At 62.8% G+C, this 26,475-nt stretch carries 19 protein-coding genes; 5 read left to right on the top strand and 14 right to left on the bottom strand.

Translation table 11 applies throughout. The features are described 5' to 3' along the window. Window positions 1-35: 35 nt before the first annotated feature. The 3 genes from fusA to rpsL are packed head-to-tail and all read right to left on the bottom strand — an operon-like array spanning window position 36 to window position 2,995. The gene (gene fusA / locus V1293_RS01185; RefSeq protein ID WP_334505959.1) at window positions 36-2,108 is read right to left on the bottom strand and encodes an elongation factor G; all 2,073 of its coding nucleotides are present in this window, start codon (window positions 2,106-2,108) and stop codon (window positions 36-38) included. Window positions 2,109-2,137: 29 nt separating this feature from the next. Then, window positions 2,138-2,608: a 30S ribosomal protein S7 gene (gene rpsG / locus V1293_RS01180; RefSeq protein ID WP_192733871.1), complete on the bottom strand. Its 471-nt coding sequence runs from the start codon at window positions 2,606-2,608 to the stop codon at window positions 2,138-2,140. 15 nt (window positions 2,609-2,623) lie between these two features. Beyond that, window positions 2,624-2,995, bottom strand: a complete 372-nt coding sequence (rpsL, locus tag V1293_RS01175; protein WP_108518071.1) for a 30S ribosomal protein S12 — start codon at window positions 2,993-2,995, stop codon at window positions 2,624-2,626. A gap of 700 nt (window positions 2,996-3,695) precedes the next feature. Between rpsL and V1293_RS01170 the strand changes: the two genes are divergently transcribed. Further along, complete coding sequence (locus V1293_RS01170; protein ID WP_334505956.1) at window positions 3,696-4,913, top strand: FAD-dependent oxidoreductase; 1,218 nt, start codon at window positions 3,696-3,698, stop codon at window positions 4,911-4,913. Here V1293_RS01170 and V1293_RS01165 read toward each other — a convergent pair. From V1293_RS01165 to rplJ, 7 genes are all read right to left on the bottom strand, one after another. Next, window positions 4,862-6,883 (bottom strand): ABC transporter ATP-binding protein, encoded by a 2,022-nt coding sequence (locus V1293_RS01165; protein ID WP_334505954.1) that lies wholly within the window; start codon window positions 6,881-6,883, stop codon window positions 4,862-4,864. The two genes, V1293_RS01170 and V1293_RS01165, sit on opposite strands and share 52 nt — an antisense overlap. A 165-nt stretch (window positions 6,884-7,048) precedes the next feature. Further along, on the bottom strand, window positions 7,049-9,103 hold the full coding sequence (locus tag V1293_RS01160) for an FAD-dependent oxidoreductase (RefSeq protein WP_334505952.1): 2,055 nt from the start codon (window positions 9,101-9,103) through the stop codon (window positions 7,049-7,051). 242 nt (window positions 9,104-9,345) lie between these two features. Further along, window positions 9,346-10,443, bottom strand: a complete 1,098-nt coding sequence (locus V1293_RS01155) for a helix-turn-helix transcriptional regulator (protein WP_334505950.1) — start codon at window positions 10,441-10,443, stop codon at window positions 9,346-9,348. 162 nt (window positions 10,444-10,605) lie between these two features. Next, window positions 10,606-14,805, bottom strand: coding sequence for a DNA-directed RNA polymerase subunit beta' (rpoC, locus tag V1293_RS01150; RefSeq protein ID WP_334505948.1), 4,200 nt, complete (start codon window positions 14,803-14,805; stop codon window positions 10,606-10,608). A 153-nt stretch (window positions 14,806-14,958) separates the two neighbouring features. After that, window positions 14,959-19,077: a DNA-directed RNA polymerase subunit beta gene (gene rpoB, locus V1293_RS01145; protein ID WP_334505946.1), complete on the bottom strand. Its 4,119-nt coding sequence runs from the start codon at window positions 19,075-19,077 to the stop codon at window positions 14,959-14,961. Window positions 19,078-19,447: 370 nt separating this feature from the next. Further along, window positions 19,448-19,819: a 50S ribosomal protein L7/L12 gene (gene rplL, locus V1293_RS01140; RefSeq protein ID WP_300947257.1), complete on the bottom strand. Its 372-nt coding sequence runs from the start codon at window positions 19,817-19,819 to the stop codon at window positions 19,448-19,450. 51 nt (window positions 19,820-19,870) lie between these two features. Further along, window positions 19,871-20,389: a 50S ribosomal protein L10 gene (gene rplJ, locus V1293_RS01135; RefSeq protein WP_334505941.1), complete on the bottom strand. Its 519-nt coding sequence runs from the start codon at window positions 20,387-20,389 to the stop codon at window positions 19,871-19,873. A 645-nt stretch (window positions 20,390-21,034) separates the two neighbouring features. Here rplJ and V1293_RS01130 point away from each other — a divergent pair. Genes V1293_RS01130 through sigJ form a run of 3 tightly spaced genes read left to right on the top strand, consistent with a single transcriptional unit; the run spans window position 21,035 to window position 22,809 of the window. Further along, window positions 21,035-21,412 (top strand): hypothetical protein, encoded by a 378-nt coding sequence (locus V1293_RS01130; protein ID WP_334505939.1) that lies wholly within the window; start codon window positions 21,035-21,037, stop codon window positions 21,410-21,412. Then, complete coding sequence (locus tag V1293_RS01125; protein ID WP_334505938.1) at window positions 21,405-21,950, top strand: hypothetical protein; 546 nt, start codon at window positions 21,405-21,407, stop codon at window positions 21,948-21,950. Before V1293_RS01130 ends, V1293_RS01125 begins: the two co-directional genes overlap by 8 nt. Next, window positions 21,922-22,809, top strand: a complete 888-nt coding sequence (gene sigJ, locus V1293_RS01120; RefSeq protein WP_334505936.1) for an RNA polymerase sigma factor SigJ — start codon at window positions 21,922-21,924, stop codon at window positions 22,807-22,809. Before V1293_RS01125 ends, sigJ begins: the two co-directional genes overlap by 29 nt. 12 nt (window positions 22,810-22,821) lie before the next feature. Here the strand turns inward: sigJ and V1293_RS01115 are convergent, their stop codons facing one another. After that, window positions 22,822-23,493, bottom strand: a complete 672-nt coding sequence (locus tag V1293_RS01115; RefSeq protein ID WP_334505934.1) for an O-methyltransferase — start codon at window positions 23,491-23,493, stop codon at window positions 22,822-22,824. Window positions 23,494-23,585: 92 nt separating this feature from the next. Here V1293_RS01115 and V1293_RS01110 point away from each other — a divergent pair, with 92 nt between their 5' ends. Beyond that, on the top strand, window positions 23,586-24,218 hold the full coding sequence (locus V1293_RS01110) for a TetR family transcriptional regulator (protein ID WP_334505932.1): 633 nt from the start codon (window positions 23,586-23,588) through the stop codon (window positions 24,216-24,218). 37 nt (window positions 24,219-24,255) lie between these two features. Here V1293_RS01110 and V1293_RS01105 read toward each other — a convergent pair whose 3' ends face one another. The 3 genes from V1293_RS01105 to rplK all read right to left on the bottom strand — a co-directional run bounded on the left by V1293_RS01105 (window position 24,256) and on the right by rplK (window position 26,458). Continuing rightward, the gene (locus V1293_RS01105; protein ID WP_334505930.1) at window positions 24,256-25,212 is read right to left on the bottom strand and encodes a 2-hydroxyacid dehydrogenase; all 957 of its coding nucleotides are present in this window, start codon (window positions 25,210-25,212) and stop codon (window positions 24,256-24,258) included. 118 nt (window positions 25,213-25,330) lie between these two features. After that, window positions 25,331-26,023 carry a 50S ribosomal protein L1 gene (rplA, locus tag V1293_RS01100; protein ID WP_025588712.1) on the bottom strand — a complete coding sequence of 231 codons (693 nt, stop codon included), beginning with the start codon at window positions 26,021-26,023 and terminating at the stop codon, window positions 25,331-25,333. A 6-nt stretch (window positions 26,024-26,029) separates the two neighbouring features. After that, window positions 26,030-26,458 carry a 50S ribosomal protein L11 gene (rplK, locus tag V1293_RS01095; protein ID WP_247779299.1) on the bottom strand — a complete coding sequence of 143 codons (429 nt, stop codon included), beginning with the start codon at window positions 26,456-26,458 and terminating at the stop codon, window positions 26,030-26,032. Between the last annotated feature and the right edge of the window lie 17 nt (window positions 26,459-26,475).

Below are 26,475 nucleotides of genomic sequence, written 5' to 3'. Positions count from 1 at the left end.
TCTCCGTTCAGTCGTTAGCTTTGAACCAACGACAATCAGGCAAACTTCTTCTGGACTTCTGCCGACACGTTCGCCGGCGCTTCAGCGTAGTGATCGAATTGCATCGTAAAGGTCGCGCGTCCCTGGCTCATCGAGCGCAGGTTATTCACGTACCCGAACATGTTCATGAGCGGCACCATCGCGTTGATGACGTTGGCGTTGCCGCGCATGTCCTGGCCCTGGATCTGGCCGCGCCGCGAATTCAGGTCGCCGATGACCGAACCGGTGTAGTCTTCCGGGGTCACCACCTCGACCTTCATGATCGGCTCGAGCAGAACGGACTTGCCCTTCTGCAGCGCTTCGCGGAATGCCGCGCGCGATGCGATTTCGAAGGCCAGCGCCGAGGAGTCGACGTCGTGATACTTGCCGTCGACCAGCTGGACCTTGACGTCCACCACCGGGAAGCCGGCAACGACGCCCGAGCCCATCACGCTGTTGAGGCCCTTTTCGACGCCGGGGATGTATTCCTTCGGCACCGCGCCGCCGACGATCTTCGACTCGAACTCGTAGCCCTTGCCGGGCTCGTTCGGCTCGACGATGATCGACACTTCGGCGAACTGACCGGTACCGCCGGTCTGCTTCTTGTGCGTGTACTTGACTTCAGCGCGCTTGGTAACCCGCTCGCGGAACGCCACCTGCGGCGCGCCGATGTTGGCGTCGACCTTGTAGGTACGGCGGAGGATGTCGACCTTGATGTCGAGATGGAGTTCGCCCATGCCCTTGAGAATGGTCTGGCCGGACTCCTGGTCGGTCGACACGCGGAACGACGGATCTTCCGCGGCAAGCTTCGCCAGCGCGACGCCGAGCTTTTCCTGGTCGGCCTTCGACTTCGGCTCGATCGCGATCTCGATCACCGGCTCCGGGAATTCCATCTTTTCGAGGATGACCTGCTTGTCGGGATCGCACAGCGTGTCACCGGTCCGCGCTTCCTTCAGGCCCGCCAGTGCCACGATGTCGCCGGCATAGGCTTCCTTGATGTCTTCGCGGTTGTTCGCATGCATCAGCAGCATGCGGCCGATACGCTCTTTCTTTTCGCGGGTCGAGTTCACGACGCCGGTACCGCTCTGCAGGACGCCCGAATAGATGCGGCAGAAGGTGATAGTGCCGACGAACGGATCGTCCATGATCTTGAACGCGAGCAGAGCCAGCGGCTCCTTGTCGTCGGCCTTGCGCACCACTTCATTGCCGTCATCGTCGGTGCCCTTGATCGCGGGCACGTCGACCGGCGACGGCAGGTAGTCGACGACGGCGTCGAGCAGCGGCTGCACGCCCTTGTTCTTGAAGGCCGAGCCGCACAGCACCGGATAGAAGGCGCCGGTCAGCACGGCTTTACGGATCAGCCGCTTCAGCGTCGCCTCATCCGGCTCCTTGCCATCGAGATAGGCGGCCATCGCGTCGTCGTCGAGCTCGACGGCGGCTTCGATCATCTTTTCGCGGTATTCCTTGGCCTGGTCGACGAGGTCGGCCGGGATATCGACATAGTCGAACTTCGCGCCGAGCGATTCGTCGTTCCAGATAATGCCCTGCATCTTCACGAGGTCGACGAGACCCTTGAAGTTGTTCTCGGCGCCGATCGGAAGCTGGATCGCGATCGGCTTGGCGCCGAGGCGGTCGACGATGTCGGCGAGACACTTGAAGAAATCCGCGCCGGTCTTGTCCATCTTGTTGGCGAAGACGATACGCGGAACCCTGTACTTGTCGCCCTGGCGCCAGACGGTCTCGGTCTGCGGCTCAACGCCCTGGTTCGAATCGAGCACGCACACGGCGCCGTCGAGCACGCGCAGCGAACGCTCGACTTCAATGGTGAAGTCGACGTGGCCGGGGGTGTCGATGATGTTCAGGCGCTTGCCGTTCCAGAACGCGGTGGTCGCAGCGGAGGTGATCGTGATGCCACGCTCCTGCTCCTGCTCCATCCAGTCCATCGTCGCGGCACCTTCGTGCACTTCGCCGATCTTGTGGCTCTTGCCGGTGTAATAGAGGATGCGCTCGGTGGTCGTGGTCTTGCCGGCATCGATGTGCGCCATAATACCGAAGTTGCGGTAGTTCTCTATGGCATGAACGCGGGGCATGGGCTGTTCCTTAAATCCGTTCTTCGCCGTTACCAGCGATAATGCGAGAAGGCACGGTTGGCTTCCGCCATCCGGTGCACGTCTTCACGCTTCTTGACGGCGTTCCCCCGGTTGTTCGACGCGTCGAGCAGTTCGGCCGAGAGCCGCTCCGTCATCGTCTTTTCGTTGCGATCGCGGGCCGCCGTGATGATCCAGCGAATGCCCAGCGCCTGGCGGCGAACCGAGCGCACTTCGACCGGCACCTGGTAGGTGGCGCCACCGACGCGGCGCGACCGCACTTCGATGGTCGGCATGACGTTTTCGAGCGCCTGCTCGAAAACCGGCAGCGGGCCCTGCTTGGTCTTGGCTTCGATCATGGCGAGCGCGCCATAGACGATGCTCTCGGCGGCGGACTTCTTGCCGTCGTACATGATCGAGTTCATGAACTTCGTGATGATGATGTTCCCGAACTTCGGATCCGGGTTCACTTCACGCTTTTCAGCAGAATGGCGACGAGACATCTGATCTGTTCCCGCTTACTTCGGACGCTTCGCGCCGTACTTCGAACGACGCTGCTTACGGTTCTTGACGCCCTGGGTATCGAGGACGCCGCGGAGGATGTGGTAGCGCACGCCGGGCAAATCCTTGACGCGACCGCCGCGGATCATGACCACCGAGTGCTCCTGAAGGTTATGGCCTTCACCCGGGATGTAACCGATCACTTCGAAGCCGTTGGTCAGGCGCACCTTGGCGACCTTACGAAGCGCCGAGTTCGGCTTCTTCGGGGTCGTGGTGTAGACGCGCGTGCAAACACCGCGCTTCTGCGGCGACTGCTGCAGCGCCGGCACCTTCTTGCGTGACTTCTGCACCGCACGCGGTTTTGCGATCAGCTGGTTGATCGTCGGCATGTCAGCCTTCACCCTTTAGTTCGCGCGAAACCTTGAATGGCTTTCGCAAATTCTTCTCGGAACTAGCCGTTCCGTTCGGCCCGCCTTGCGTGAAAAACATCCACGCAAAACGAAATCGCGCCAACCACCCATTGCTGAGCGGAAAGCGCTTCGACGCCACAGAGGACCGCAAGCACAGGCCGATCAGCGGTCGCTGTCCGGCCTGCTACCGAGGTCATGCATCCGAGTTCACTCTCAAGAGGACGTGCTCAAGAGAACTAAAATCGTCCTGGCATTGCCTAGCAATATGATCGACAGCGTTTGAGCGGCATTCGTCGAGGTTGGTGCCCGTCCAGGTCCCTTAGGAAACTTCCGTAAGGATTTGAAAGGGTGTTCCGTTCCGACGCTGGCGTTGCTCACCGCCTGTCGTTAAGTGGCCGTCTTCTATAAGCGGTGGATAGCTAAGTCAAGCGAAACGAGAACGCTGGAAATGCCTATGGCGTCTGCGGATTCAGTGCTTCGCACGGATCCGCTGGGTGCGGAAATGAATTGGCGAGGCGCGGAATCGGCAACATCCCGCCCTGCCCGGCGTCGCCCGAGTCGGGCATTGTACCCGGATAAATATAGCCAGAAACAATATTTTCCGGTTCCAGTTTTTCCCGGCTAAGCCTTTGTTTGCCTTTCGGGGCGCAAAACTGGCGCTTCTAGGCCGGGATTGCCCATGAAATATACCGACATCGCGATCATCGGCGGCGGCCTTGCCGGCTCGACCGCGGCCGCCATGCTCGGACGCGCGGGGATTCCAACTGTCCTGATCGATCCGCATCAGGTCTATCCGTTCGACTTCCGCGTCGAAAAAATCAGCGGCGACGAGCAGATCGACCGCTTTTACCAGACCGGAATCGCCGATTCGGTGCTCCGCTCGGCCACCCATGACGGCGAAAACTGGATCGCGCGATTCGGCTACCTGCTCGACAAGAAGCCGAGCCGCCAATACGGCATCATGTATGACGCGCTGATCGGCGCGGTCCGGGCGGAAATCGCAGCCCCCGCCGAACTCATCTACGCCAAGGCGACCGATGTCTCGACCAGCGCGGAGCGGCAAAAGCTCACGCTGTCCAACGGCGAAATAATCTCGGCGCGGCTGGTGGTGCTGGCCAATGGACTGAGTGTCGGGCTGCGCCGCAGTCTCGGCATCGAGCGCCAGGTCCTCAGCGTCAGCCATTCCATCTCGATCGGATTTGACCTGGTGCCGGTCGGCCGCCCGGCCTTCGAATTTCCTGCGCTTACCTATTTTTCGGAAGGGGTAAGGGAGCGCGTCGCCTATGTGACGCTCTTCCCCATCGGAAGCCGGATGCGGGCCAACCTTTTCGTCTACCGCGAGGTCGACGACCCCTGGCTGCGCGAGATGCGCCGCAGGCCGGTCGAGACCATGAATGCTGTGCTGCCCAGGCTGCGCCGCATCACCGGCGAATTCAGCGTTGCCGGCGACGTCAAGATCAGGCCCGCCGATCTCTATGTCTCGACCGGCTATCGCCAAGCGGGCATCGTTCTGGTCGGCGACGCCTTTGCGGCCACCTGCCCGGTTACCGGCACCGGCACCGACAAGGTGTTCACCGACGTCGCCCGGCTCTGCAACGTCCATATCCCGGCCTGGCTTGCGACCGAGGGCATGGGCGCGGACAAGATCGCCTCCTTTTACAACGATCCGGTCAAGCAGGCCTGCGATGCCTGGTCGATGGCCAAAGCCATCAGCTTCCGCAAGGTCACGATCGAGAACGGGCTATACTGGCGTGCCCAGCGCTGGGCACGCTTCCTGGCGTGGTTCGGCGAAGGCGCCTTGCGACGGATGCGCAACCGCGTCAGCGCGGGATCAAGCCGCCGCGCTCACTCCTCGTCGTCCTCATCATCGTCGTCTTCATTGTCGTCGTCAGCCTGACCGGCGGCGTTCTGCGGCGTGTGGCCCTGGTCGTCCCAGAGCTTGCGATAGACGCCGTTGGCCGCGAGCAACTGCGCATGCGAGCCGCGCTCGATCGCCTTGCCGCCTGAAATCACGATGATCTCGTCCATCTCGACCACCGACGTCAGGCGGTGGGTCGACCAGATCATGGTGCGCCCCTCCGCCACGTTCAGAAGCGTGCGGTTGATCGCGGCTTCCGTGGTCTGGTCGAGCGCCGACGTCGCCTCATCGAGCAGCAGCAGCGAGGGATTGCGGATGATCGCGCGCGCGATCGCGATGCGCTGGCGCTGGCCGCCCGACAGCGTGTCGCCGCGCTCGCCGACCGGCGTGTCGTATTTCTGCGGCAGGCTCATGATGTAGCTGTGGATCTCGGCCTTGCGCGCCGCTTCCTCGACCTCCTCGTCGCTGGCGCCTTCCTTGCCGAGCCGGATGTTCTCCCGGATCGACATGTTGAACAGCATGTTCTCCTGGAACACGACCGCCATGCCGCTGCGCAGGGATTCGCGGGTCACGCGGCGGATATCGACGCCGTCGATGGCCACCCGCCCCTCGTCCGGCGTGTAGAGACGCAGGATCAGATTGAGCAGCGTGCTCTTGCCCGAGCCGCTGGGACCGACGATCGCGATCCGCTTGCCGACGCCGAGCTTGAGGCTGAAATTATCGAGCACCGGCGTCTCGCTGCCCTCGTAGGCGAAGGTGACGCGGTCGAAAGTGATGTCGTTGGTGATGCGCGGCAAATCGGGCGCGCCCGGCCGATCGGCGCCGCGCGTCGGCTCATCCAGCAGTTCCTGGATGTGCCGCACCGCCGCTGCCGATTGGATCGACACCGGAATGAAATGCATCAGATGGGCGATGTTGTAGGACACCTCCCAGAACGCGCTCTCGAAGGTGACGAAGGTGCCGATGGTGATCTGGCCCTTGGTGGCGAGATAGGCGCCGATCGCCAGCACCACGAGGTGCAGCAGCAATACCGAAATGGTGACGGTGCGCTCCACCATCGTGGAGAGGAAGACGGCGGACGCGGTCTTGATGCGCACTTCCTGGTTGCGCATGGTGAACCAGCCGAGCGTGCGGCGCTGCAGGCTGAACGCCTTGACCACCGCCTGCGCAGCCACGTTTTCCTGCACCGTGCCGAGCAGCGCCGATTCGTTGAGCTTCTGCTCGTAATTCGCCTGCACCGCCTTCGGCGTCAGGATCCGCGGCCCGATCAGCGTGATCGGAAACACCAGCAAGGCCACCGCCGCGAGCTGCCAGTTCAAGAACAGCATCAGCACGATGCCGGCGATCAGTTCGAAAAATGGCAGCGCTGCGCTGTTGGCGAAGGTCTTGATCGAACCTTCGAAGGCCGCAAGGTCGATCGAGAAGCGCGAGAGGATCTCGCCGCGCTTGGTCCGGGCGAAGTAGGACGAAGGCAGGTTCTGGACATGCTCGAACAGCCGCGTCCGCACGTCGGCAATGATGCACGCCGCCAGCCGCGCATCCCAGCGCTCATACCAGACCGCGATGATCGAGGTGATGATGCCGGCGGCCGCAAGCACGCCGAGGATCTTGTAGAGCGCCTGGAAGTCCTCCTCGCCGAGCGCGTCGTCGATCAGGAATTTGAGGCTCAGCGGCATGATGACGTTGAACAGCGTCTCGACGAGAACGCCGAAGGTCACGAAGACGAGCAGCTTCCGGTAATTTCCCAGATACGGCTTGACGAAGCCGTAGATGGTGGCCATTGCGCCGGCGGCTTCCTTGGCGGTGAAGACGACGAGGTCCTCGTCATCATCATCGTCGTCGAACTCCAGCTCGTCCTTTTCGTCGTCCTTGTCATCGTCGGGGGGCGCGCCGGCCCCCTTACCGCCGGAAAGCGGCGCGACAGCGTCCAGCACGAGCTTCTTCGTCAGCTCAGGATCGTCCGCTGGCGCGGGATTCTGATCATCCGAGGAAGGAGGCTTGGGCGCCATAAAACCAACCGATGCTGCACGGCCGGCATGACCGCAAATCGAACGCGGCAGCGGCGAGCGCTACCCTCGCCGATTCTATGCGATCGGGATCAATTCGGCAAACATTTGGCGCGGCCGGCGCTGATCCGTCAGAGCCGGTCCTGCCTTAATACAACCGGTCGGACCTCAATCGTCCGATTCGACCTTGTCGAAGAACGAATAGCGCAGGCTGTCGGCGTCGGCGTACCACTGCCCCGGCCCCTTGTTGGCGGCCAGCGTCGCCGCCCATACCGCATCGGTGCAGTCGCGCCGGTGCATCGAGAGGTCGAAGCCGTTGCCGAAGAACAATTCAGACCATTCCCACCAGGTGCCGAGCTTCTTCACGCCGCGCAACAGGTCGTAACGGTCGATCAGCGCGGGGGCCATGTCCGACGTCACCGACCCGAACAGCAGCCCGGTCTTCACGACGCGGTTGAGTTCGCGCACCGCCCGCGGCACCTGCTTTTCGGCGACGTGGCACAGGCTGGTCTCGAACACGAAATCGAATTCGTCGTCCTTGAACGGTATGTCGACGATGGAGCCGAGCTTGTTGTACTTTTTCAGCGCCTTCGGCGTTTTGGCGTGGATCGCCTTGTTGTTTTCGATACCCCAGGCATCGATGCCGAACTCGCGCAACGCGCCGACCAGTTCGCCGCTGGCGGAACCGGCAACGAGCAGCTTGTAGCCTTTGGCCCTGTTCCAGACGATCTTGATCAGGTCGGTCAGATAGGCCGGATCGGTAAACTGGTTCCAGACTTCGCTGTAGGGGCCGACGCCACGGTAATTCTCAAAATAGCTGCGGTCGATCTTGTCGGATGACACCCCGCCCTGCTGTGCGCGGGTGCGGCGCAACCGCATCATCTCGGTCAGAATGATATCGGTGGCGGCGTCGGAGGAGTCGAGCAGACCGTTCAGCGTCGAATCGAACAGATAGTCGCCGACCACGACGATTCCCGGATGCTCTTTCGGCTCCGGCCGATGGTTGGTCATGACGTCGCGCACCGGCAGGCCGCCCGGCAGCGCATTCACCGACGACAGCCAGCGGTGGATCTTGCCTTCCATGAAATGATCGCGGGCGTTGCCGAGCGAGGCCGGCAACGATTTGAGCGCGGCGTCGATCAGTTCCTGATCGCTCAGATTGGCGAACGCCAGCGCGTCGGAACCTGCGATCAGCCAGTTGAGCACGCCGTGCTTACCGACGTCATGGCGGGCGCCCTCATTGTAGACGCAGCAGCCGCCGAACGCTTCCGACATGAACCAAGCGCCGCGGATCTTCTCGCCCCAGAACGGCTCGTCGAACAGGATCGAAACCCGAAGATAATGCGCCGGACGGTCGAAATAGGCGACGTGCTTGACCATCGACTGGCGCAGGTCTTCGCCATCCCAGCGCATGGTGGCGAGCCAGGAATGCGGCAGGCACATCAGCACCAGATCGAAATCCCGTGTCTCCGGCCCCTTCCCGTTCATCATGTTGAGCGCGTAGCGGCCAGAATTGGTCTTGCCGACCTTGAGCACGCGATGGTTGAGCTGGATATCGGCATCGACTTCCGAGCGCAGGCATTCGATCAGTTGCTCGTTGCCGTTCTGGATCGAATACAGGCCGATATAGCCGTCGATATCCATCACGAAGTTCTTCAGCGCATTCAGGCCATTGGTGTTGTGGGCCTCGGTCGCGATATCCGAGCGCGCCATCGCCTTGAGGAAGCGCTTGGCGGTGGCATCCTCGACTTCCTTGTCGAGCACTTCCTCGCAGGTCATGTAGGCCCAGGGGTGCTCGTTGTCGTGGGCGCCGACGCCTTCGTAATATTCGATCGGCGAAACCAGGTCGCTGCACCGCTTGCGGAACGCCTCGATCGCAGCCGCGGTCTTCTCACCATATTTGCGGCGCATGCCCGGCACGTCGTTGAGCAACTCGCCGTCGAGGTGCACCTGCTCCGCGTCCATCGGGATGGTCTGCAGGCCGAAATGCTGGATCAGTTCCCGCAGCGGATCCGGGCCGGTCATCGAATAATCGTAGATTTCGGCGACGCCGGCCTCATAGAGCGCGGGCGCGGAATCGAACTTCCGCGAGACGATCTTGCCCCCGACACGGTCGGACGCCTCGTAGATGGTGACGCGGCAGAGATCGCCGAGCTTTTTCTTCAAATACCAGGCGCTCATCAGCCCGCCGGGGCCGCCGCCTACGATTGCAAGATCCAACATGTCTTTTCCGTCGCCCTCCGGCCCCCTGCCTTCGGGAAGCAGCCGGTCTAAACCAAATTAGCAAAAGCCCTTTTCACCCTGAAGGGAAGATGAACAAAGCAGGTCCCCGCAACGCAGCAATGAAAGAAAGCAGCAAAATGGCCGGCTTGTGCCGGCCTTTTGTCTTCGCACCGTATTCTTGCGGAAGTCCTATTCCGCCGGCGCGAGGGGGATGTTGTGGCTCCGCCTCCGCGATCTGTTGCCTAGCCACCATGGAACGCCTTGCCGGCGAGCAGGCTGACAAGCTCCTGCTGGCGCGAGAGGCCGGTCTTCGACAGCACGGCCTTGAGCTGGCTGCGCACCGTCTCCCGATTGACGCCGGTCGCGTCGGCAAGTGCATCAACGGTTTCAGCCTGGCCGATGCCCCGCGCCACGCGCGCTTCCGCCGGCGTCAGGTCGAACAGGCCTTGCAGAACCTCCGCGGTCGGCACCGCAGCGCGATCGACCGGCGTCACCACCAGCAGCGCTGTGGCCTGCGTGAAGATATCGCGTGCGGAACCGCGAACGGGGAGGACATGCAGCACCATCGGCACGCGGTCTCTCGTCGCAGCGACCGGTATCGATTTCACGATCCGACGATCGGCAAGTGACATTGGACCAAGCGCCTCCGCAAGCAGCGCGTCCGCCGTGACGTCCGTCGTCGTCACGCGCTCGATACGATCCCGAAACAGCGAAGGGATCAGCGCCTCGAACAAGCCGTTTGCCGCAAACACCCGGCCACGCCCGCGCAGCACAGCGCCCGGCAGGCCCAGCACCTGCAAAGCATCAGCCTGCGCACGGGCGCGTTCGAAGCCGAGGCGATTTGCGGCAAGGGACGCGCGCGCCAGATGTGGCCGCAGCCCATCCAGCAAGGCGACGACCTCTCGCGGCACCGGACCGCGATCCTGATGCCGTGACACGACAATTGCGATCGAATCGCCGCTCGGTATCGGAATGATCGTCCCGGCCCGGTAGCCAATGCCGTGCTTGCGGTAAAAGTTGCAATAGACGTCGTTGGTCGCGATCTCCTCCTCCGAGAAGAGATCATGGTCAGTGAGGAAGCCTGCATGGTTCCGGGCGATAGCGCGCGGCAGATTGGGATCGCGTTCGCTCCATCCGTCTCTCAGGAAAACAGGAATGAGCTGGTCATATTCGACGGAATTGACCGCACGTGTGTATCCGTCCCGCACGCCGAACAGAAAGCCGCCATTGCCGCCGACCGCTGCACCGAGGTCGCCAAGCAGGGCTGGCCATTGGGAAGGTATGAGCCCCGCCTCGTAGACGCGATCGATTAAGGATTCAAAATGAGCCGAGTCGCTCATCAAGTCGCTCATGGGGAACTGCAAGCATCACTACCGTTGCGAGCATAACACTATTCCCCAACTTGAGAGCAAGCGCCACCCGTCTCGCGACAGATCCCGTTTACAATAAGAAAAAGCCGGCTTCGCAGCCGGCTTTCTCGTTGATTGGAACCTGACGGAACCTTATTCCGCCGGCGGCAGCGCCAGCGGTTCCGCTTCCGGAGCGGTCGGCACGATCGCAGTCTGCTTCTCGCGCTCGTCGAGAATCAGCTTGTCGCGCTTGACCGCGACTTCGCGGATCTTGGCCATCGAGGCGCCGGTGCCCGCCGGGATCAGCCGGCCGACAATGACGTTCTCCTTGAGGCCTTCCAGCGGGTCCACCTTGCCGTTGACGGCGGCTTCGGTGAGCACTCGGGTGGTCTCCTGGAACGAGGCCGCCGAGAAGAACGAGCGGGTCTGCAGGCTCGCCTTGGTGATGCCGAGCAGAACCGGCGTTCCCGTGGCGGGCTTCTTGCCCTCTTCCTTGGCCTTCAGGTTGAGCGCGTCGAACTCGATCTTGTCGACCTGTTCGCCCGAGATCATGTCGGTGTCGCCCTGGTCGGTGACCTCGACCTTCTGCAGCATCTGACGGACAATCACCTCGATGTGCTTGTCGTTGATGAGCACGCCCTGCAACCGGTAGACTTCCTGGATTTCGTTGACCAGATAGGCAGCGAGTTCCTCGATGCCCTTGATCGCCAGGATGTCGTGCGGTGCCGGATTGCCTTCGACGATGAAATCGCCCTTTTCGACGATGTCGCCGTCCTGCAGATGGATGTGCTTGCCCTTCGGGATCAGGTACTCGCGCGGCTCCTCGGTCTTGTCCATCGGCTCGATCGAGATGCGGCGCTTGTTCTTGTAGTCGCGGCCGAAGCGGATCGTGCCCGCGATTTCCGCGATGATCGCCGCGTCCTTTGGCTTGCGGGCCTCGAACAGTTCGGCCACCCGCGGCAGACCGCCGGTGATGTCGCGGGTCTTGGCGCTTTCCGTGGAGATACGCGCCAGGATGTCGCCGGCCTTGACCTTGGCGCCGATGTCGACCGACAGAATGCCGTCGACCGACAGCATGTAGCGGGCATCCCCGCCACGTGCGAGCTTCAGCACCTTGCCGTCCTTGCCCTTGACGACGATGGCCGGACGCAGATCCGCCCCGCCCCGCGACGCGCGCCAGTCGATGACGACGCGCTTGGCGATACCGGTGGATTCGTCCAGCGTTTCCGAGATCGACTGACCCTCGACCAGGTCCTCGAACCCGATGGTGCCTTCGACTTCGGTGAGCACCGGACGGCTGTACGGATCCCATTCCGCGATGCGCTGGCCGCGCTTGACCATATCGCCTTCGTCGACGTGCATGCGCGCGCCGTACTGAATGCGGTGGGTCGCACGCTCGGTTCCGTCGGCATCGGTGATCGCAACGACCATGTTGCGGACCATCGCGACCAAGTGACCTTCGCTGTTCCTGGCGATGGCCTTGTTCTTGATGGTGACCTTGCCTTCGAAATTCGACTCGACGAACGACTGCTCGTTGATCTGCGCCGCGCCGCCGATGTGGAACGTGCGCATCGTGAGCTGCGTGCCGGGCTCACCGATCGACTGGGCGGCAATGACGCCGACCGCCTCGCCGTGGTTGACCGGGGTGCCGCGGGCCAGATCGCGGCCGTAGCACTTGCCGCAGATGCCGTTGACCAACTCGCAGGTCAGCGCCGAACGGATCTTCACTTCCTGGATGCCAGCCTGCTGGATGGCGTCGACATGCGTCTCTTCCATCAGCGTGCCGCGCTTGACCACGACCTTGTTGGTCGCGGGATCGCGCAGGTCCTCGCCCGTGGTGCGGCCGAGGATACGCGACGCCAGGGACGCTACGACCGTACCGGCATCGACGATGGCGCGCATCTTGATGCCGAGCTTGGTGCCGCAATCGTCCTGCGTGATGATGCAGTCCTGCGCCACGTCGACCAGACGGCGGGTCAGGTAACCGGAGTTCGCGGTCTTCAACGCGGTGTCCGCGAGGCCCTTGCGGGCGCCGTGGGTCGAGTTGAAGTATTCGAGCACCGACAGACCTTCCTTGAAGTTGGAAATGATCGGCGTCTCGATGATTTCACCCGACGGCTTCGCCATCAGGCCGCGCATACCGGCGAGCTGACGCATCTGGGCCGGCGAACCGCGCGCGCCCGAATGCGCCATCATGTAGATCGAGTTGATGTCGGCGTCGGCGCCCTTCGGCGTCTTCTTGGTCGAGGAGATTTCCTTCATCATCTCCTTGGCGATTTCTTCGGTCGCCTTCGACCAGGCGTCGACCACCTTGTTGTACTTCTCGCCATGGGTGATCAGACCGTCATTGTACTGCTGCTCGAAATCCTTTGCGAGCGTGCGCGTAGTGTCGACGATCTTCCACTTTGAGTGCGGCACCACCATGTCGTCCTTGCCGAACGAGATGCCGGCCTTGAACGCGTTGTAGAAGCCGAGCGCCATGATGCGGTCGCAGAAGATCACCGTCTCCTTCTGGCCGCAGTGGCGGTAGACTTGGTCGATCACGCCGGAGATTTCGCGCTTGGTCATCAGCTTGTTGATGATGTCGTACGAGATCTTCTGGTTCTTCGGCAGCAAGGTGCCGAGCATGACGCGGCCCGCGGTGGTTTCGATCCAGCGCTTGGTAGTCTTGCCGTTCTCGTCGGTGCCCTCCCACCGGTACTTGATCTTGGTGTGGAGGTGGATGACCTTCGAATGCAGGGCGTGCTCGAGTTCGGCCATGTCACCGAAGATCTTGCCCTCGCCGGGCAGGCCTTCGCGCATGATCGACACGTAATAGAGGCCGAGCACGATGTCCTGCGACGGCACGATGATCGGCTGGCCGTTCGCCGGGTGCAGGATGTTGTTGGTCGACATCATCAGGACGCGCGCTTCGAGCTGCGCTTCCAGCGACAGCGGAACGTGCACGGCCATCTGGTCGCCGTCGAAGTCGGCGTTGAACGCCGCGCAAACCAGCGGATGGAGCTGGATCGCCTTGCCCTCGATCAGGACCGGCTCGAACGCCTGGATGCCAAGGCGATGCAGCGTCGGCGCGCGGTTCAAGAGCACCGGATGCTCGCGGATCACCTCGTCCAGGATATCCCAAACCTCGGGACGCTCCTTTTCGACGAGCTTCTTCGCCTGCTTCACGGTGGTGGACAGGCCCTTGGCATCGAGCCGCGAATAGATGAACGGCTTGAACAGTTCGAGCGCCATCTTCTTCGGCAGGCCGCACTGATGCAGCCGCAGTTCGGGACCGACCACGATCACCGAGCGGCCCGAATAGTCGACGCGCTTGCCGAGCAGGTTCTGCCGGAAGCGGCCCTGCTTGCCCTTGAGCATGTCGGCCAGCGACTTCAGCGGCCGCTTGTTGGCGCCGGTGATGACGCGGCCGCGGCGGCCGTTGTCGAACAACGCGTCGACGGCCTCCTGCAGCATGCGCTTTTCGTTGCGGATGATGATGTCGGGCGCACGCAGCTCCATCAGCCGCTTCAGGCGGTTGTTGCGGTTGATGACGCGGCGGTAGAGGTCGTTGAGATCGGACGTCGCAAAGCGGCCGCCGTCGAGCGGCACCAGCGGACGCAGGTCCGGCGGAATCACCGGCACCACGGTCAGGATCATCCACTCCGGCTTGTTGCCGGAATAGCGGAACGCCTCGACGATCTTCAGCCGCTTGGCGAGCTTCTTGTGCTTGATGTCGGATTCGGTCTCGTGCATCTCCGCGCGCAGGGACTGCTCGAGCTTTTCGAGCTCAAGCCCCTTCAGCAGTTCGCGGATCGCTTCCGCGCCGATCATGGCGGTGAACGAATCCTGGCCGTATTCGTCCTGCGCCTTCAGGTACTCGTCTTCCGACAGGAGCTGACGGTCCTTGAGCGCGGTCAGGCCCGGCTCCAGCACGACGTAGTATTCGAAGTACAGGATCCGCTCGAGATCCTTCAGCGTCATGTCGAGCAGAAGGCCGATGCGGGACGGCAGCGACTTCAGGAACCAGATGTGCGCAACGGGTGCTGCCAGTTCGATATGGCCCATGCGCTCGCGCCGGACGCGCGACAGCGTCACCTCGACCGAGCACTTTTCGCAGATGATGCCCTTGTACTTCATCCGCTTGTACTTGCCGCACAAGCACTCGTAATCCTTGATCGGCCCGAAGATGCGGGCGCAGAACAGGCCGTCGCGCTCCGGCTTGAAGGTCCGGTAGTTGATGGTCTCCGGCTTCTTGATCTCGCCGTAGGACCAGGACAGAATCTTCTCCGGGGACGCAATCGAGATCCGGATCTGGTCGAAGACCTGGGCCGGGGTCGTCGGATTGAAGAGATTCATAATTTCTTGGTTCATCGTCTTCTCCTCGCGTGCCGGTCGTCACCGGCAGCAAATTCGAAACTCTTATTTAGTGCGCGCCCTGCTCAACGTCCGAGAGGAGCGCGAATGCCCGGCCCATCTGCGCGAAGGTTCTCTTCGCGCTTCTGGCCGGACATGGAATCTCAAGCGTTACTCGGCCGCCTCGGACGTCGGCGCCGGTCCTACCTTGGAATTGTGCAGGTCGACGTTGAGGCCGAGCGAGCGCATTTCCTTGACCAGCACGTTGAACGATTCCGGGATACCCGCCTCGAACGTGTCGTCGCCGCGCACGATCGCCTCGTACACCTTGGTACGGCCGGCGACGTCGTCCGACTTCACGGTCAGCATTTCCTGCAGCGTGTAGGCCGCACCGTAGGCTTCCAGCGCCCACACCTCCATTTCGCCGAAGCGCTGGCCGCCGAACTGCGCCTTGCCGCCCAGCGGCTGCTGGGTGACGAGCGAGTACGGACCGATCGAACGCGCGTGGATCTTGTCGTCGACCAGATGGTGCAGCTTGAGCATGTAGATGTAGCCCACCGTGACCTTGCGATCGAAGGCATCTCCGGTGCGGCCGTCATAGACGGTCGACTGGCCGGAGGCGTCGAAGCCCGCGAGCTTCAGCATCTCCTCGATGTCGGCTTCCTTGGCGCCGTCGAACACCGGCGTTGCGATCGGCACGCCGTGGCTCAGGTTGCGGCCAAGCTCCATCAGCTCGTTGTCGTTCAGCGTCTTGATGGTTTCATCGTCGCCATAGATCTTCTTCAGGGTCTCGCGCAGCGGCTTGAGATCCTGCTTCTGATAGTAGCTGTCGATGGTCTGGCCGATGCGCTTGCCGAGGCCTGCGCAGGCCCAGCCGAGATGCGTCTCCAGAATCTGGCCGACGTTCATGCGCGAGGGCACGCCGAGCGGATTGAGCACGATGTCCGCATGCGTACCGTCCTCGAGGAACGGCATGTCCTCGATCGGAACGATCTTGGACACCACGCCCTTGTTGCCGTGACGGCCGGCCATCTTGTCGCCGGGCTGGATCTTGCGCTTCACCGCGACGAAGACCTTGACCATCTTCATGACGCCGGGCGGCAGTTCGTCGCCACGCTGCAGCTTTTCGACCTTGTCGAGGAAGCGCTGTTCGAGGCCCTTCTTCGATTCGTCGTACTGCTTCCGCATCGCCTCGATTTCGGTCATCAGCTTGTCGTTCGGCGATGCGAACATCCACCACTGCGACTTCGGATACTCCTCGAGCACGGCGCGCGTGATCTTGGTGTCCTTCTTGAAGCCCTTCGGACCCGCGATGCCCTGGCGGTTTTCCAGCAGCTCCGCGAGGCGGCCGTAGACGTTGCGGTCCAGAATCGCCTGTTCGTCGTCGCGGTCCTTGGCCAGACGCTCGATCTCTTCCCGCTCGATCGCCAGCGCACGCTCGTCCTTGTCGACGCCGTGACGGTTGAACACGCGCACTTCCACGATCGTGCCCTGCACGCCCGGCGGCACGCGGAGCGAGGTGTCGCGGACGTCGGAGGCCTTTTCGCCGAAGATGGCGCGCAAGAGCTTCTCTTCCGGCGTCATCGGGCTTTCGCCCTTCGGCGTGATCTTGCCGACCAGGATGTCGCCGGCGCGGACTTCGGCGCCGATATAGACGATGCCGGCTTCGTCGAGGTTCTTCAGCGCTTCTTCCGAAACGTTCGGAATGTCGCGGGTGATTTCCTCAGGTCCGAGCTTGGTGTCGCGGGCCATCACCTCGAACTCCTCGATGTGGATCGAGGTGAAGACGTCGTCCTTCACGATCCGCTCGGAGAGCAGGATCGAGTCTTCGAAGTTGTAGCCGTTCCACGGCATGAACGCGACCAGCACGTTGCGGCCGAGCGCGAGCTCGCCGAGATCGGTCGAAGGACCGTCGGCGATGATGTCGCCCTTCCTGACGATGTCGCCGACCTTCACCAGCGGACGCTGGTTGATGCAGGTCGACTGGTTGGAGCGCTGGTACTTCATCAGCCGGTAGATATCGACGCCCGACTTGGTGGGATCGAGATCCTCGGTGGCGCGGATCACGACGCGGGTAGCGTCGATCTGGTCGATCACGCCGGAACGACGCGCGGCGATCGCGGCACCGGAGTCACGGGCCACCACGCCTTCCATGCCGGTGCCGACGAACGGCGCCTCGGCGCGAACCAGCGGCACCGCCTGGCGCTGCATGTTCGAGCCCATCAGCGCGCGGTTGGCGTCGTCGTTCTCGAGGAACGGGATCAGCGCCGCGGCCACCGAAACGAGCTGCTTCGGCGACACGTCCATGTAGTCGACCTTGTCGGGCGTGATCGGCAGCACTTCGCCGGCGTGACGGCAGACGATCAGGTCTTCGGTGAAACGGCCCTTGGCGTCGAGCGGCACGTTGGCCTGCGCCACGCGATAACGGCCCTCCTCCATCGCCGAGAGATACACGACCTCGTCGGTGACGCGGCCGTCCTTCACCTTGCGATAGGGCGTTTCGACGAAGCCGTACTTGTTGACGCGCGCAAACGTCGCCAGCGAGTTGATCAGGCCGATGTTCGGACCTTCGGGCGTCTCGATCGGGCAGATGCGGCCGTAGTGCGTCGGATGCACGTCGCGCACCTCGAAGCCGGCGCGCTCGCGGGTCAGACCGCCCGGGCCAAGCGCCGAGAGCCGGCGCTTGTGGGTGATTTCCGACAGCGGGTTGGTCTGGTCCATGAACTGCGACAGCTGCGAGGAGCCGAAGAACTCGCGCACCGCGGCAGCGGCCGGCTTGGCGTTGATCAGGTCCTGCGGCATCACGGTGTCGATGTCGACGCTCGACATGCGCTCCTTGATCGCGCGCTCCATGCGCAACAGGCCGATGCGGTACTGGTTCTCCATCAGCTCGCCGACCGAACGCACACGGCGGTTGCCGAGATGGTCGATGTCGTCGATCTCGCCCTTGCCGTCGCGCAGGTCGACCAGCGTCTTGATGACGGCCAGGATGTCTTCCTTGCGCAGCGTGCGATGGGTGTCGGGCGCGTCGAGCTCGAGGCGCATGTTCATCTTGACGCGGCCGACCGCGGACAGGTCGTAGCGCTCACTGTCGAAGAACAGCGACTGGAACATGGTCTGGGCCGAATCGATGGTCGGCGGCTCGCCCGGACGCATCACGCGGTAGATGTCGAACAGCGCGTCTTCACGCGTCATGTTCTTGTCGGCATTCAGCGTGTTGCGGATATAGGCGCCGACATTGACGTGGTCGATGTCGAGCAGCGGCAGCTCCTTGTAGCCCTGCTCGTTGAGCGCCTTCAGCGACTTCTCGGTAAGCTCCTCGCCGGCTTCGGCGTAGATTTCACCGGTCTTCGGATTGACGAGATCCTCAGCGAGATAATTGCCAACCAGCTCTTCATCCGACAGACGCAGCGCCTTGAGGCCCTTTTCCTGCAACTGGCGCGCGGCGCGCACCGTCAGCTTCTTGCCAGCCTCGAGCACGACCTTGCCGGTGTCGGCATCGATCAGATCGTTGATGGTCGAGTAGCCGCGGAAGCGGGCGGCGTCGAACGGAACGCGCCAGCCTTCCTTGGCGCGCTTGAAATTGATCTTCTTGTAGAAGGTGGACAGGATCGTCTCGCCGTCCAGACCGAGCGCGTACATCAGCGAGGTCACGGGGATCTTGCGGCGGCGGTCGATGCGCGCGAACACGATGTCCTTGGCGTCGAACTCGATGTCGAGCCAGGAACCGCGATACGGAATCACGCGCGCGGCAAACAACAGCTTGCCGGACGAATGGGTCTTGCCCTTGTCGTGATCGAAGAACACGCCGGGCGAACGGTGCATCTGGGAGACGATGACGCGCTCGGTGCCGTTGACGACGAAGGTGCCGTTCATGGTCATGAGCGGGATATCGCCCATGTAGACGTCCTGCTCCTTGATGTCCTTGACGGACTTGGCGCCGGTTTCCTCATCGATATCGAACACGATCAGGCGCAGCGTCACCTTGAGCGGCGCAGCATAGGTCATGCCGCGCTGGCGGCACTCGTCGACGTCATATTTCGGCGGCTCGAATTCGTAGCGGACGAATTCGAGCATCGAGGTGCCCGAGAAATCCGAGATCGGGAACACCGAGCGGAATACCGCCTGCAGGCCTTCGTCCAGCCGGCCGCCCGGGGGCTCCTCGACCATCAGGAACTGGTCGTAGGACGCCTTCTGAACCTCGATGAGGTTCGGCATCTCGGCGACTTCCTTGATGTGTCCGAAGAACTTGCGAACGCGTTTGCGACCGGTGAATGTCTGCTGCGCCATCGTGGCCTCTCATTTTCGTCGCCCTCGTGGGCGAACCTTCCGAAGCGCGACTGCCATCGCCCCCGGGTTGAATTTCGAATCGCTCGAAAGGAACAAAGCCCACTTTCAGGAATTAAATCCTGAACCCGTTCTCTAGCCCTTTAAAACGCAAAACGACGCGCGGGGCGCACGACTGCACCCGCCCGTCTCAACTTGCCGCTTCACGGACTGAAAAAGCCCGAAATCTGACTGTCTCCCAACGGCTTACGCCGGGAACCCTGCCGTCCCCACCGCCTACCGCGTTTTCCTGCTGCCGCTCCGATATGGGGCGGAATCGTGGAGATTCGAAGGGCTAACCCCGCGAATCCCCACACTTTTCTGTGTAGTACGCTTACTTCAATTCGATCTTCGCGCCAGCCTTTTCGAGCTGGGCCTTGAGCTTGTCGGCCTCTTCCTTGTTCACGCCTTCCTTGACCGGCTTGGGCGCGCCTTCGACGAGGTCCTTGGCTTCCTTGAGGCCCAGGCCGGTGATGGCGCGGACTTCCTTGATGACTTCGATCTTCTTGTCGCCTGCGGCAGCGAGAACGACCGTGAACTCGGTCTTTTCTTCAGCCGGAGCGGCAGCAGCGGCAGCGGGACCGGCGACCGCAACGGCGGCGGCAGCAGACACGCCCCACTTTTCTTCGAGGAGCTTTGCGAGTTCGGCAGCTTCGAGCACGGTCAGGCTCGAGAGGTCGTCGACGATTTTCTGTAGGTCAGCCATTGATCAGTTTCCTTAAAGGTTTGGTTCGAACCAGATTTGATTTGCGAAGGGTCAGGCCGCTTCGCTCTTTGAGGCATAGGCCTGAACGACGCGCGCGAGCTTGGCCGCGGGCGCAGTGGAGAGCTGAGCAATCTTGGTCGCCGGCGCCACCAGGAGGCCGACAATCTTGCCGCGCAGCTCGTCCAGCGACGGCAATGAGGCAAGCGCCTTCACACCGTTCACATCCAGGACGGTTTTACCCATCGAGCCGCCGAGAATGACGAACTGTTCGTTCGCCTTGGCGAATTCGATGGCAACCTTCGGCGCCGCTACCGGATCGTTTGAAGTCGCGATCACGGTCGGCCCCTTCAGCAGGGAACCGATGGCAACGACATCCGTGCCTTCAAGAGCAATTTTGGCGAGACGGTTCTTCGAGACCTTCACCGACGCGCCCGCCTGCTTCATCTGCATGCGCAGCTTCTGCATCTGGGCCACGGTGAGGCCGGAATAGTGGGCGACGACTGCGACGCTCGTGGTCTTGAAGACCTCGTTCAGCGCCTCAACCGCGTCCTTTTTTGCCGCTCTTTCCACAGCAAGCTCTCTCCGGTTGGCGGCCTTCGCTTAAGAGCAAGACCGCCGGGTTGCACCCATCGTCTCACCCAAAACCTGACCTCTAGACACCAGTCTCAAGGACACGCCGGGCAGGACGACATTGATAAGCCTGCCCTCCCGAACCAGATGGCGCGGGGTGTCGAGGTTCGAACCAAATCAGCCATGGCGCCGCGCGAGGCAGCGATAAAGCGAAATCCGGTCTTCACCCGTCTATGCAGGCCGTAAGATTAAGCCATTGAAGAAACTTGCGTTTCCGCATTAAGTTTCGACTCGGGCGCCTGCAGTCTCGGACAGGATCGAGGTCATCCGGCAAGCCGAAAGACCCCTGCCGCACTCCACCGAAGTGATGAGTTTTCCTTCCTTTCGAGCAATCCATGCGGATGTCCTGAAAGGAATGATCTCCTACCGTATCGGGTTTTCGGAATGCGCGCACGAACGTGCCAGCAACGGCCAGCACGCCCGGAGACGGTTGTTTACCGAGTCTTGGCCGGCTTGCCAAGAGCAAAATTCAGACCAGTTCACCGGCCGGCCGGAGCAAAAATTTTCGCCCCGAATCAGGGAAATTCTTTGACGGGTTCTGTCACACCGGGGGCACTTGGCTCGTCTTGGCCGCAGGAGGTTCCCATGCGGCGTCAGTTGGCAGCAATTCTTGCGATACCCACGGTTCTGAACGGGCTAGCCATGCTGGTGGCTGGCCCCCTCTGGTACGAAACCGTACCCGGGGTACCGGACACCGGCCCGTTCAACCCACATTTCGCTCAGGATATCGGGGTCGCGTTCCTCGTGGCCGGGCTGGCGCTGGCCGCGCGGGCATGGCGGCCACGATATTGGCCAGCCGCAGTCGCTGGCGCCAGCTTCCTCGCCGCCCACGCCCTGCTCCACCTGGCGATCCTGGCGGGCGGCCACGCCCATCACCCCGTCTTTGACCTCCTCGCCATCGTACTGCCGTCGGCAGCCGCCCTCTATTCCGCCTTCCCCAGCAAAGGAGAAAATCATGCGTAGTTGGATCGCGCGCCGCACGCTGCGCGCATTTGCCAAGCGTTACGGGTACGACGTCAGCTATCTCCTGATGATGCTGAACTGTTCCCCTTCCGCCTTCTTCAAATTCGCGCCCGTCATGAAGGCGTCCGCCCATCGCGAGGCGGTCCCGATCGACGCGAGTTTCGCAGCCAAGATCGTCGGCGCCCTGGCCGAGGATTGCGGTCCATGCACCCAACTGGTCGTCGACATGGCGCTGGAAGCCGGCATGCCCAACGACCAGGTCGAAGCGGTTCTCCGCCGCGATCCCCGCGCGATGAATGACGCGACCACGCTTGGGTTCAGGTTTGCAGACGCCGTGGTGCGCCGGTCCGCCAATGATGATGAATTTCGCGACGCCGTTCGCGCCCAATGGGGCCAGAAGGGCGTTATCGATTTAACGCTGGCACTGCAATTGGGCCGGATGTTCCCGATGGTGAAGGCAGGGCTCGGTTACGCCAAAGAGTGCCGCCGCGTCACCGTGGAGGGACATAATGTCGATGTCGTCAAACAGGCTGCATGATGGCGACCCGCTGGCACCCCATCGCGGGCGCCTGCTCGGCCTTGCCTATCGCATGCTCGGCAGCCGCAGCGACGCGGAAGACGTCGTGCAGGACGCCTATTTGCGCTTTGCCGGGGCGCAGGACGTTCACAACCCCGAGGCCTTTCTCGTCACCATTGTGACCCGGCTCTGTCTCGATCGCCTGAAGAGCGCAAAGGCGCAGCGGGAGGTCTATATCGGGCCATGGCTCCCCGAGCCCGTGTTCGACGCGGAGGGCCTGTCGGCCGACGCCGCGACCGAACTGGCCGACGATCTTTCGTTCGCCTTGTTGCTGGCGCTCGACCGGCTGTCGCCGCCGGAACGCGCGGCCTTCCTGCTTCACGACGTCTTCGACACGCCGTTCCCCGAAATCGCCGCCATGCTCGACCGCACCGAGGCGTCCTGCCGGCAACTGGCCTCACGCGCCCGCCGCGCGGTGCGCGACAATCGCCCGGCACCTGCGGCAACGCCGGACGGTCACGCCCGCCTGCTGCAGGCTTTCAGCGACGCGGTTGCCAGCGGCAATGTCAGGCAGCTGGCCGAATTGCTGCGCGAGGACGCGGTGGCGCTCACGGATGGTGGCGGCCGCAAGTTCGCGGCGCGCAATCCGATCATCGGCGCCGACAAGGTCGCGCGCTTCTTCGTCGGCCTTGCCGGCAAGACCGCCGGCCAGGACGTCCGGATCGAGCCGGCTGTTATCAACGGCGCCGTGGGCGCCCTGCTCTATCTGGACGGCGAACTCGATCTCACCCTGAGCATGGCGATATCAGGCGAGAAAATCGCCGCCATCTATGTCGTCCGCAATCCCGACAAGTTGCGCCACGCGCCGCGCCGCAGTTGAATGCCGGATCGGTCAGCTGGAACCGATCCGCATGGATAGCTCGACGTCCTCGCCGAATGGCGTGGACATATAGCCGCCAGCCGACGCGCGCACGCGCGCCAGATAGTCGGGGCTGTCATCGGCATTGTCGGCGACAATGAAGGCGCCCGGCCGAAGGCGGCTCTCGACCAAGCTCAGGATTTCCGGATAGAGCGCCTTGGCACCGTCCAGCAGCAGCAGGTCGATCATATCAGGGAGATCGACGCTGAGCGTCCGCAGGGCGTCCCCTTCCCGGATCTCCACGAGGTCGATGAGACCGCCGGCCGTCAGATTATCGCGGGCCCGCGCCACCTTGGATGGCTCGAACTCACTGGTGATCAGGCGGCCACCACCATTGTCCCGCAGCGCCGCGGCGAGATGCAGGGTCGAGATGCCGAACGAGGTCCCGAACTCGACGATCGTTCGCGCGCGAGAGCTTCGCGCCAGCATGTAGAGCAGTGCGCCGGTCTCTCGCGAGATGGCGAGCGGCGCATTCTTCAAGCGCCCATAGAGGTCGCGGTAATCGGTCTTGCTCCGCATCAGGCGCGCCCGGGCTTCGTCCGAGAGATCGGCCACGGCCGCCTCGGTCTCCGCCGAGGCCGCATCGGCCTCGTCGAACAGGCGATCCAACAGGGGCGCAAGCGGACTGGTGGTCAGGGTGGTCATGCAGGTCTCCGGTCTGGGGGTGCGCGTCCTTGCGCCGCTCCAGAAATACGACTAATCATTCGCGTTTCCTAATCGCATTCCCGCCGCTCCTGATGATCGATCGTCTAAGCCATTCAGTTTCCTCGCGAAAACGGCCTCAGCAGGCTCGCTCGACGGAGCTTGTCGCGGCGATCCTGGATGCTGCTGTTCAGGTTTTGGCGAAGGAAGGCGCGCAGCGCTTCACCACGGCGCGGGTGGCCGAGAAGGCCGGCGTCAGCGTGGGATCGCTGTATCAGTACTTCCCGAACAAGGCGGCGATCCTGTTCCGGCTCCAGAGCGACGAATGGCGGCAGACGAGCGAGATGCTGCGCGGCATCCTTGAGGACGTCCGGAGACCGCCGCGCGAACGGCTGCGCACTTTGGTCCACGCCTTCATCCGCTCGGAATGCGATGAGGCCGCCGTGCGTGTCGCGCTCGACGACGCCGCCCCTCTCTATCGCGATGCTCCCGAGGCGAGGGAAGCGAGGGCATCGGGAGACCGCACGGTCCGGGTCTTCATGCAGGAGGCGCTGCCCAAGGCCTCAGAGGCGACGCGTGCACTGGCTGGCGACCTGATTACGACGACGCTCAGCGCGGTCGGGAAGCAGTTTTCGGAAAGTCCACGAGCCCCCGCAGAGATCGAGGCCTACGCCGACGCCATGGCCGATATGTTTTGCGCCTACCTCAGAGGGCTCGCGCATCGTTGAGACAGGCGCCGAAGCCGGTCAGCAAATCTCGGACAGGTCAGCCGGCTGACGTCACCGGGTGAGCGAGCGGCTTGCCGGCGAAGAAGGCGTCGAGATTGGCGATCACGCAGTCCTGCATCGCGACATGCGACTCCAGCGTATGGCCGCCGATATGCGGGGACAGCACGACATTGGGCAGCGCCGTCAGCGCGTCGGGCGCGTGCGGCTCCTTCGCATACACGTCAAGGCCCGCGCCGGCGATGGTCTGGTCGGTCAGCGCCGCGATCAAAGCCGGCTGGTCGATCACCGAGCCGCGCGAAATGTTGACGACGTAACCGTCCTTGCCGAGCTTCTTGAGGATATTGGCATCGACGGCATGATGGGTATCCGCCCCCGCCCGCACCGCGATCATCAGGACGCTGCACCATTCGGCCAACGCATCGAGCGTCGGAAAATATTGATAGGGAACGTCGTGCCTGCGGCGGCTGAAATAGCCGACCTCGGTCTCGAAGGCGGCGACGCGCGACGCGATCTTGCGGCCGATCTCGCCCATGCCGTAGACGCCTATTCTGCGACCAAGCATCCCTGCCTGCGGTCGCATCATCGGCGACGGCTTTGCGGCGGCCCAGTTCCCGCCCCGCACATAGTCGTCAGCCACGAGCAGTCGCCGCGTGGCCGCCAGCATCAAGGTGACCGCGATGTCGGCGACCGACGCCGCGTTGGCCCCCGGGCTGTGGCCGACTGCGATGTTGCGTTTCGCCGCCGCAGCCAGATCGACGCCGTCATAGCCGGTACCGTAGCAGATGATGGCGCCGAGCTTGGGCAGGAGGTCCATCGCATTGCCGCCGAGCGGCGTACCGCCGGCCGTGATCATCGCGCGAATGTCTGTGAGCTGTTCGGCGGAAAACATTTCATTGGGCGGCTTGCCGGCAGCATTCAGCAGCTCAAAACGCTCGCCGAAACGCTCCATCTGGGCTTTTGGAAAACGCGAATAGATCAGGACCTTCTCGGGCATTGTTGTTCCTTCTTGGCAAGTCCGGCGGGGCGACGATTACGCAAATGCCGCATCAAACGCAAAGGGCGGAATCGGTCACCCGATTCCGCCCTTGTTTATTCACGTAAGCCGCGAGGAACTAGCCGAGCAGCGTGCCCGGCTCAACCTTGACGCCCGGGCCCATGGTGGAGGAGACCGCCACGCGCTGGATGTAGGTACCCTTGGCGCCGGCGGGCTTTGCCTTCGACACCGCGTCCGCAAGCGCTTTCACGTTCTGCACCAGCTTTTCCTCGGAGAACGAGGCCTTGCCGACGCCGGCCTGCACGATGCCGGCCTTCTCGACGCGAAACTCGACCGAGCCGCCCTTGGCGCCCTTCACGGCGGTGGCGACGTCCATCGTCACGGTGCCGATCTTCGGGTTCGGCATCATGCCGCGGGGCCCGAGCACCTTACCGAGGCGGCCGACCAGCGGCATCATGTCGGGGGTGGCGATACAACGATCGAAATCGATGTTGCCGCCCTGCACCTTCTCGACCAGATCTTCGGCGCCGACGACGTCAGCACCTGCTGCCTTGGCTTCTTCCGCCTTGGCGCCACGGGCGAACACGCCCACGCGCAAGGTGCGGCCGGTGCCGTTCGGCAGGTTGACGACGCCGCGAACCATCTGGTCGGCGTGACGCGGGTCGACGCCGAGATTGATCGCGATCTCGATCGTCTCGTCGAACTTCGACTTGGCGCGTTCCTTGACCATCTTGATGGCATCCGCGAGCGGATAGAGCTTCTCGCGGTCGACACCCTCGCGGGCCTTCTTCAAACGTTTTCCGATTGCCATGGCCCGTTACCCCGCAACTTCCAGACCCATCGAACGGGCGGAGCCCTCGACCATCTTCATGGCCGACTCGATGGAATCGCAATTGAGATCCTTCATCTTCTTCTCGGCGATCTCGCGCACCTGCTCGCGTGTCACCTGGCCGGCCTTGTCGCGGCCCGGGGCTTTCGAACCGGACTGGATCTTGGCGGCCTGCTTGAGGAAGTGGGACATCGGCGGCGTCTTCATCTCGAAGGTGAAGGAACGGTCCGCATAGATGGTGATGATCACCGGGATCGGGGTGTTCTTTTCTTCCTTCTGCGTCTGCGCGTTGAACGCCTTGCAGAATTCCATGATGTTGAGACCGCGCTGACCAAGCGCGGGACCGATCGGGGGCGAAGGATTCGCCGCACCGGCCGGCACCTGCAATTTCAGGTATCCGGTCACTTTCTTTGCCATTTACTGCTCCTCATGTT

It is taken from the genome of Bradyrhizobium sp. AZCC 1693 (assembly GCF_036924745.1).
GTDB lineage: Bacteria > Pseudomonadota > Alphaproteobacteria > Rhizobiales > Xanthobacteraceae > Bradyrhizobium.
Note: the sequence above shows the minus strand (reverse complement) of the source record. Positions and strands in the feature narration are given on the sequence as shown.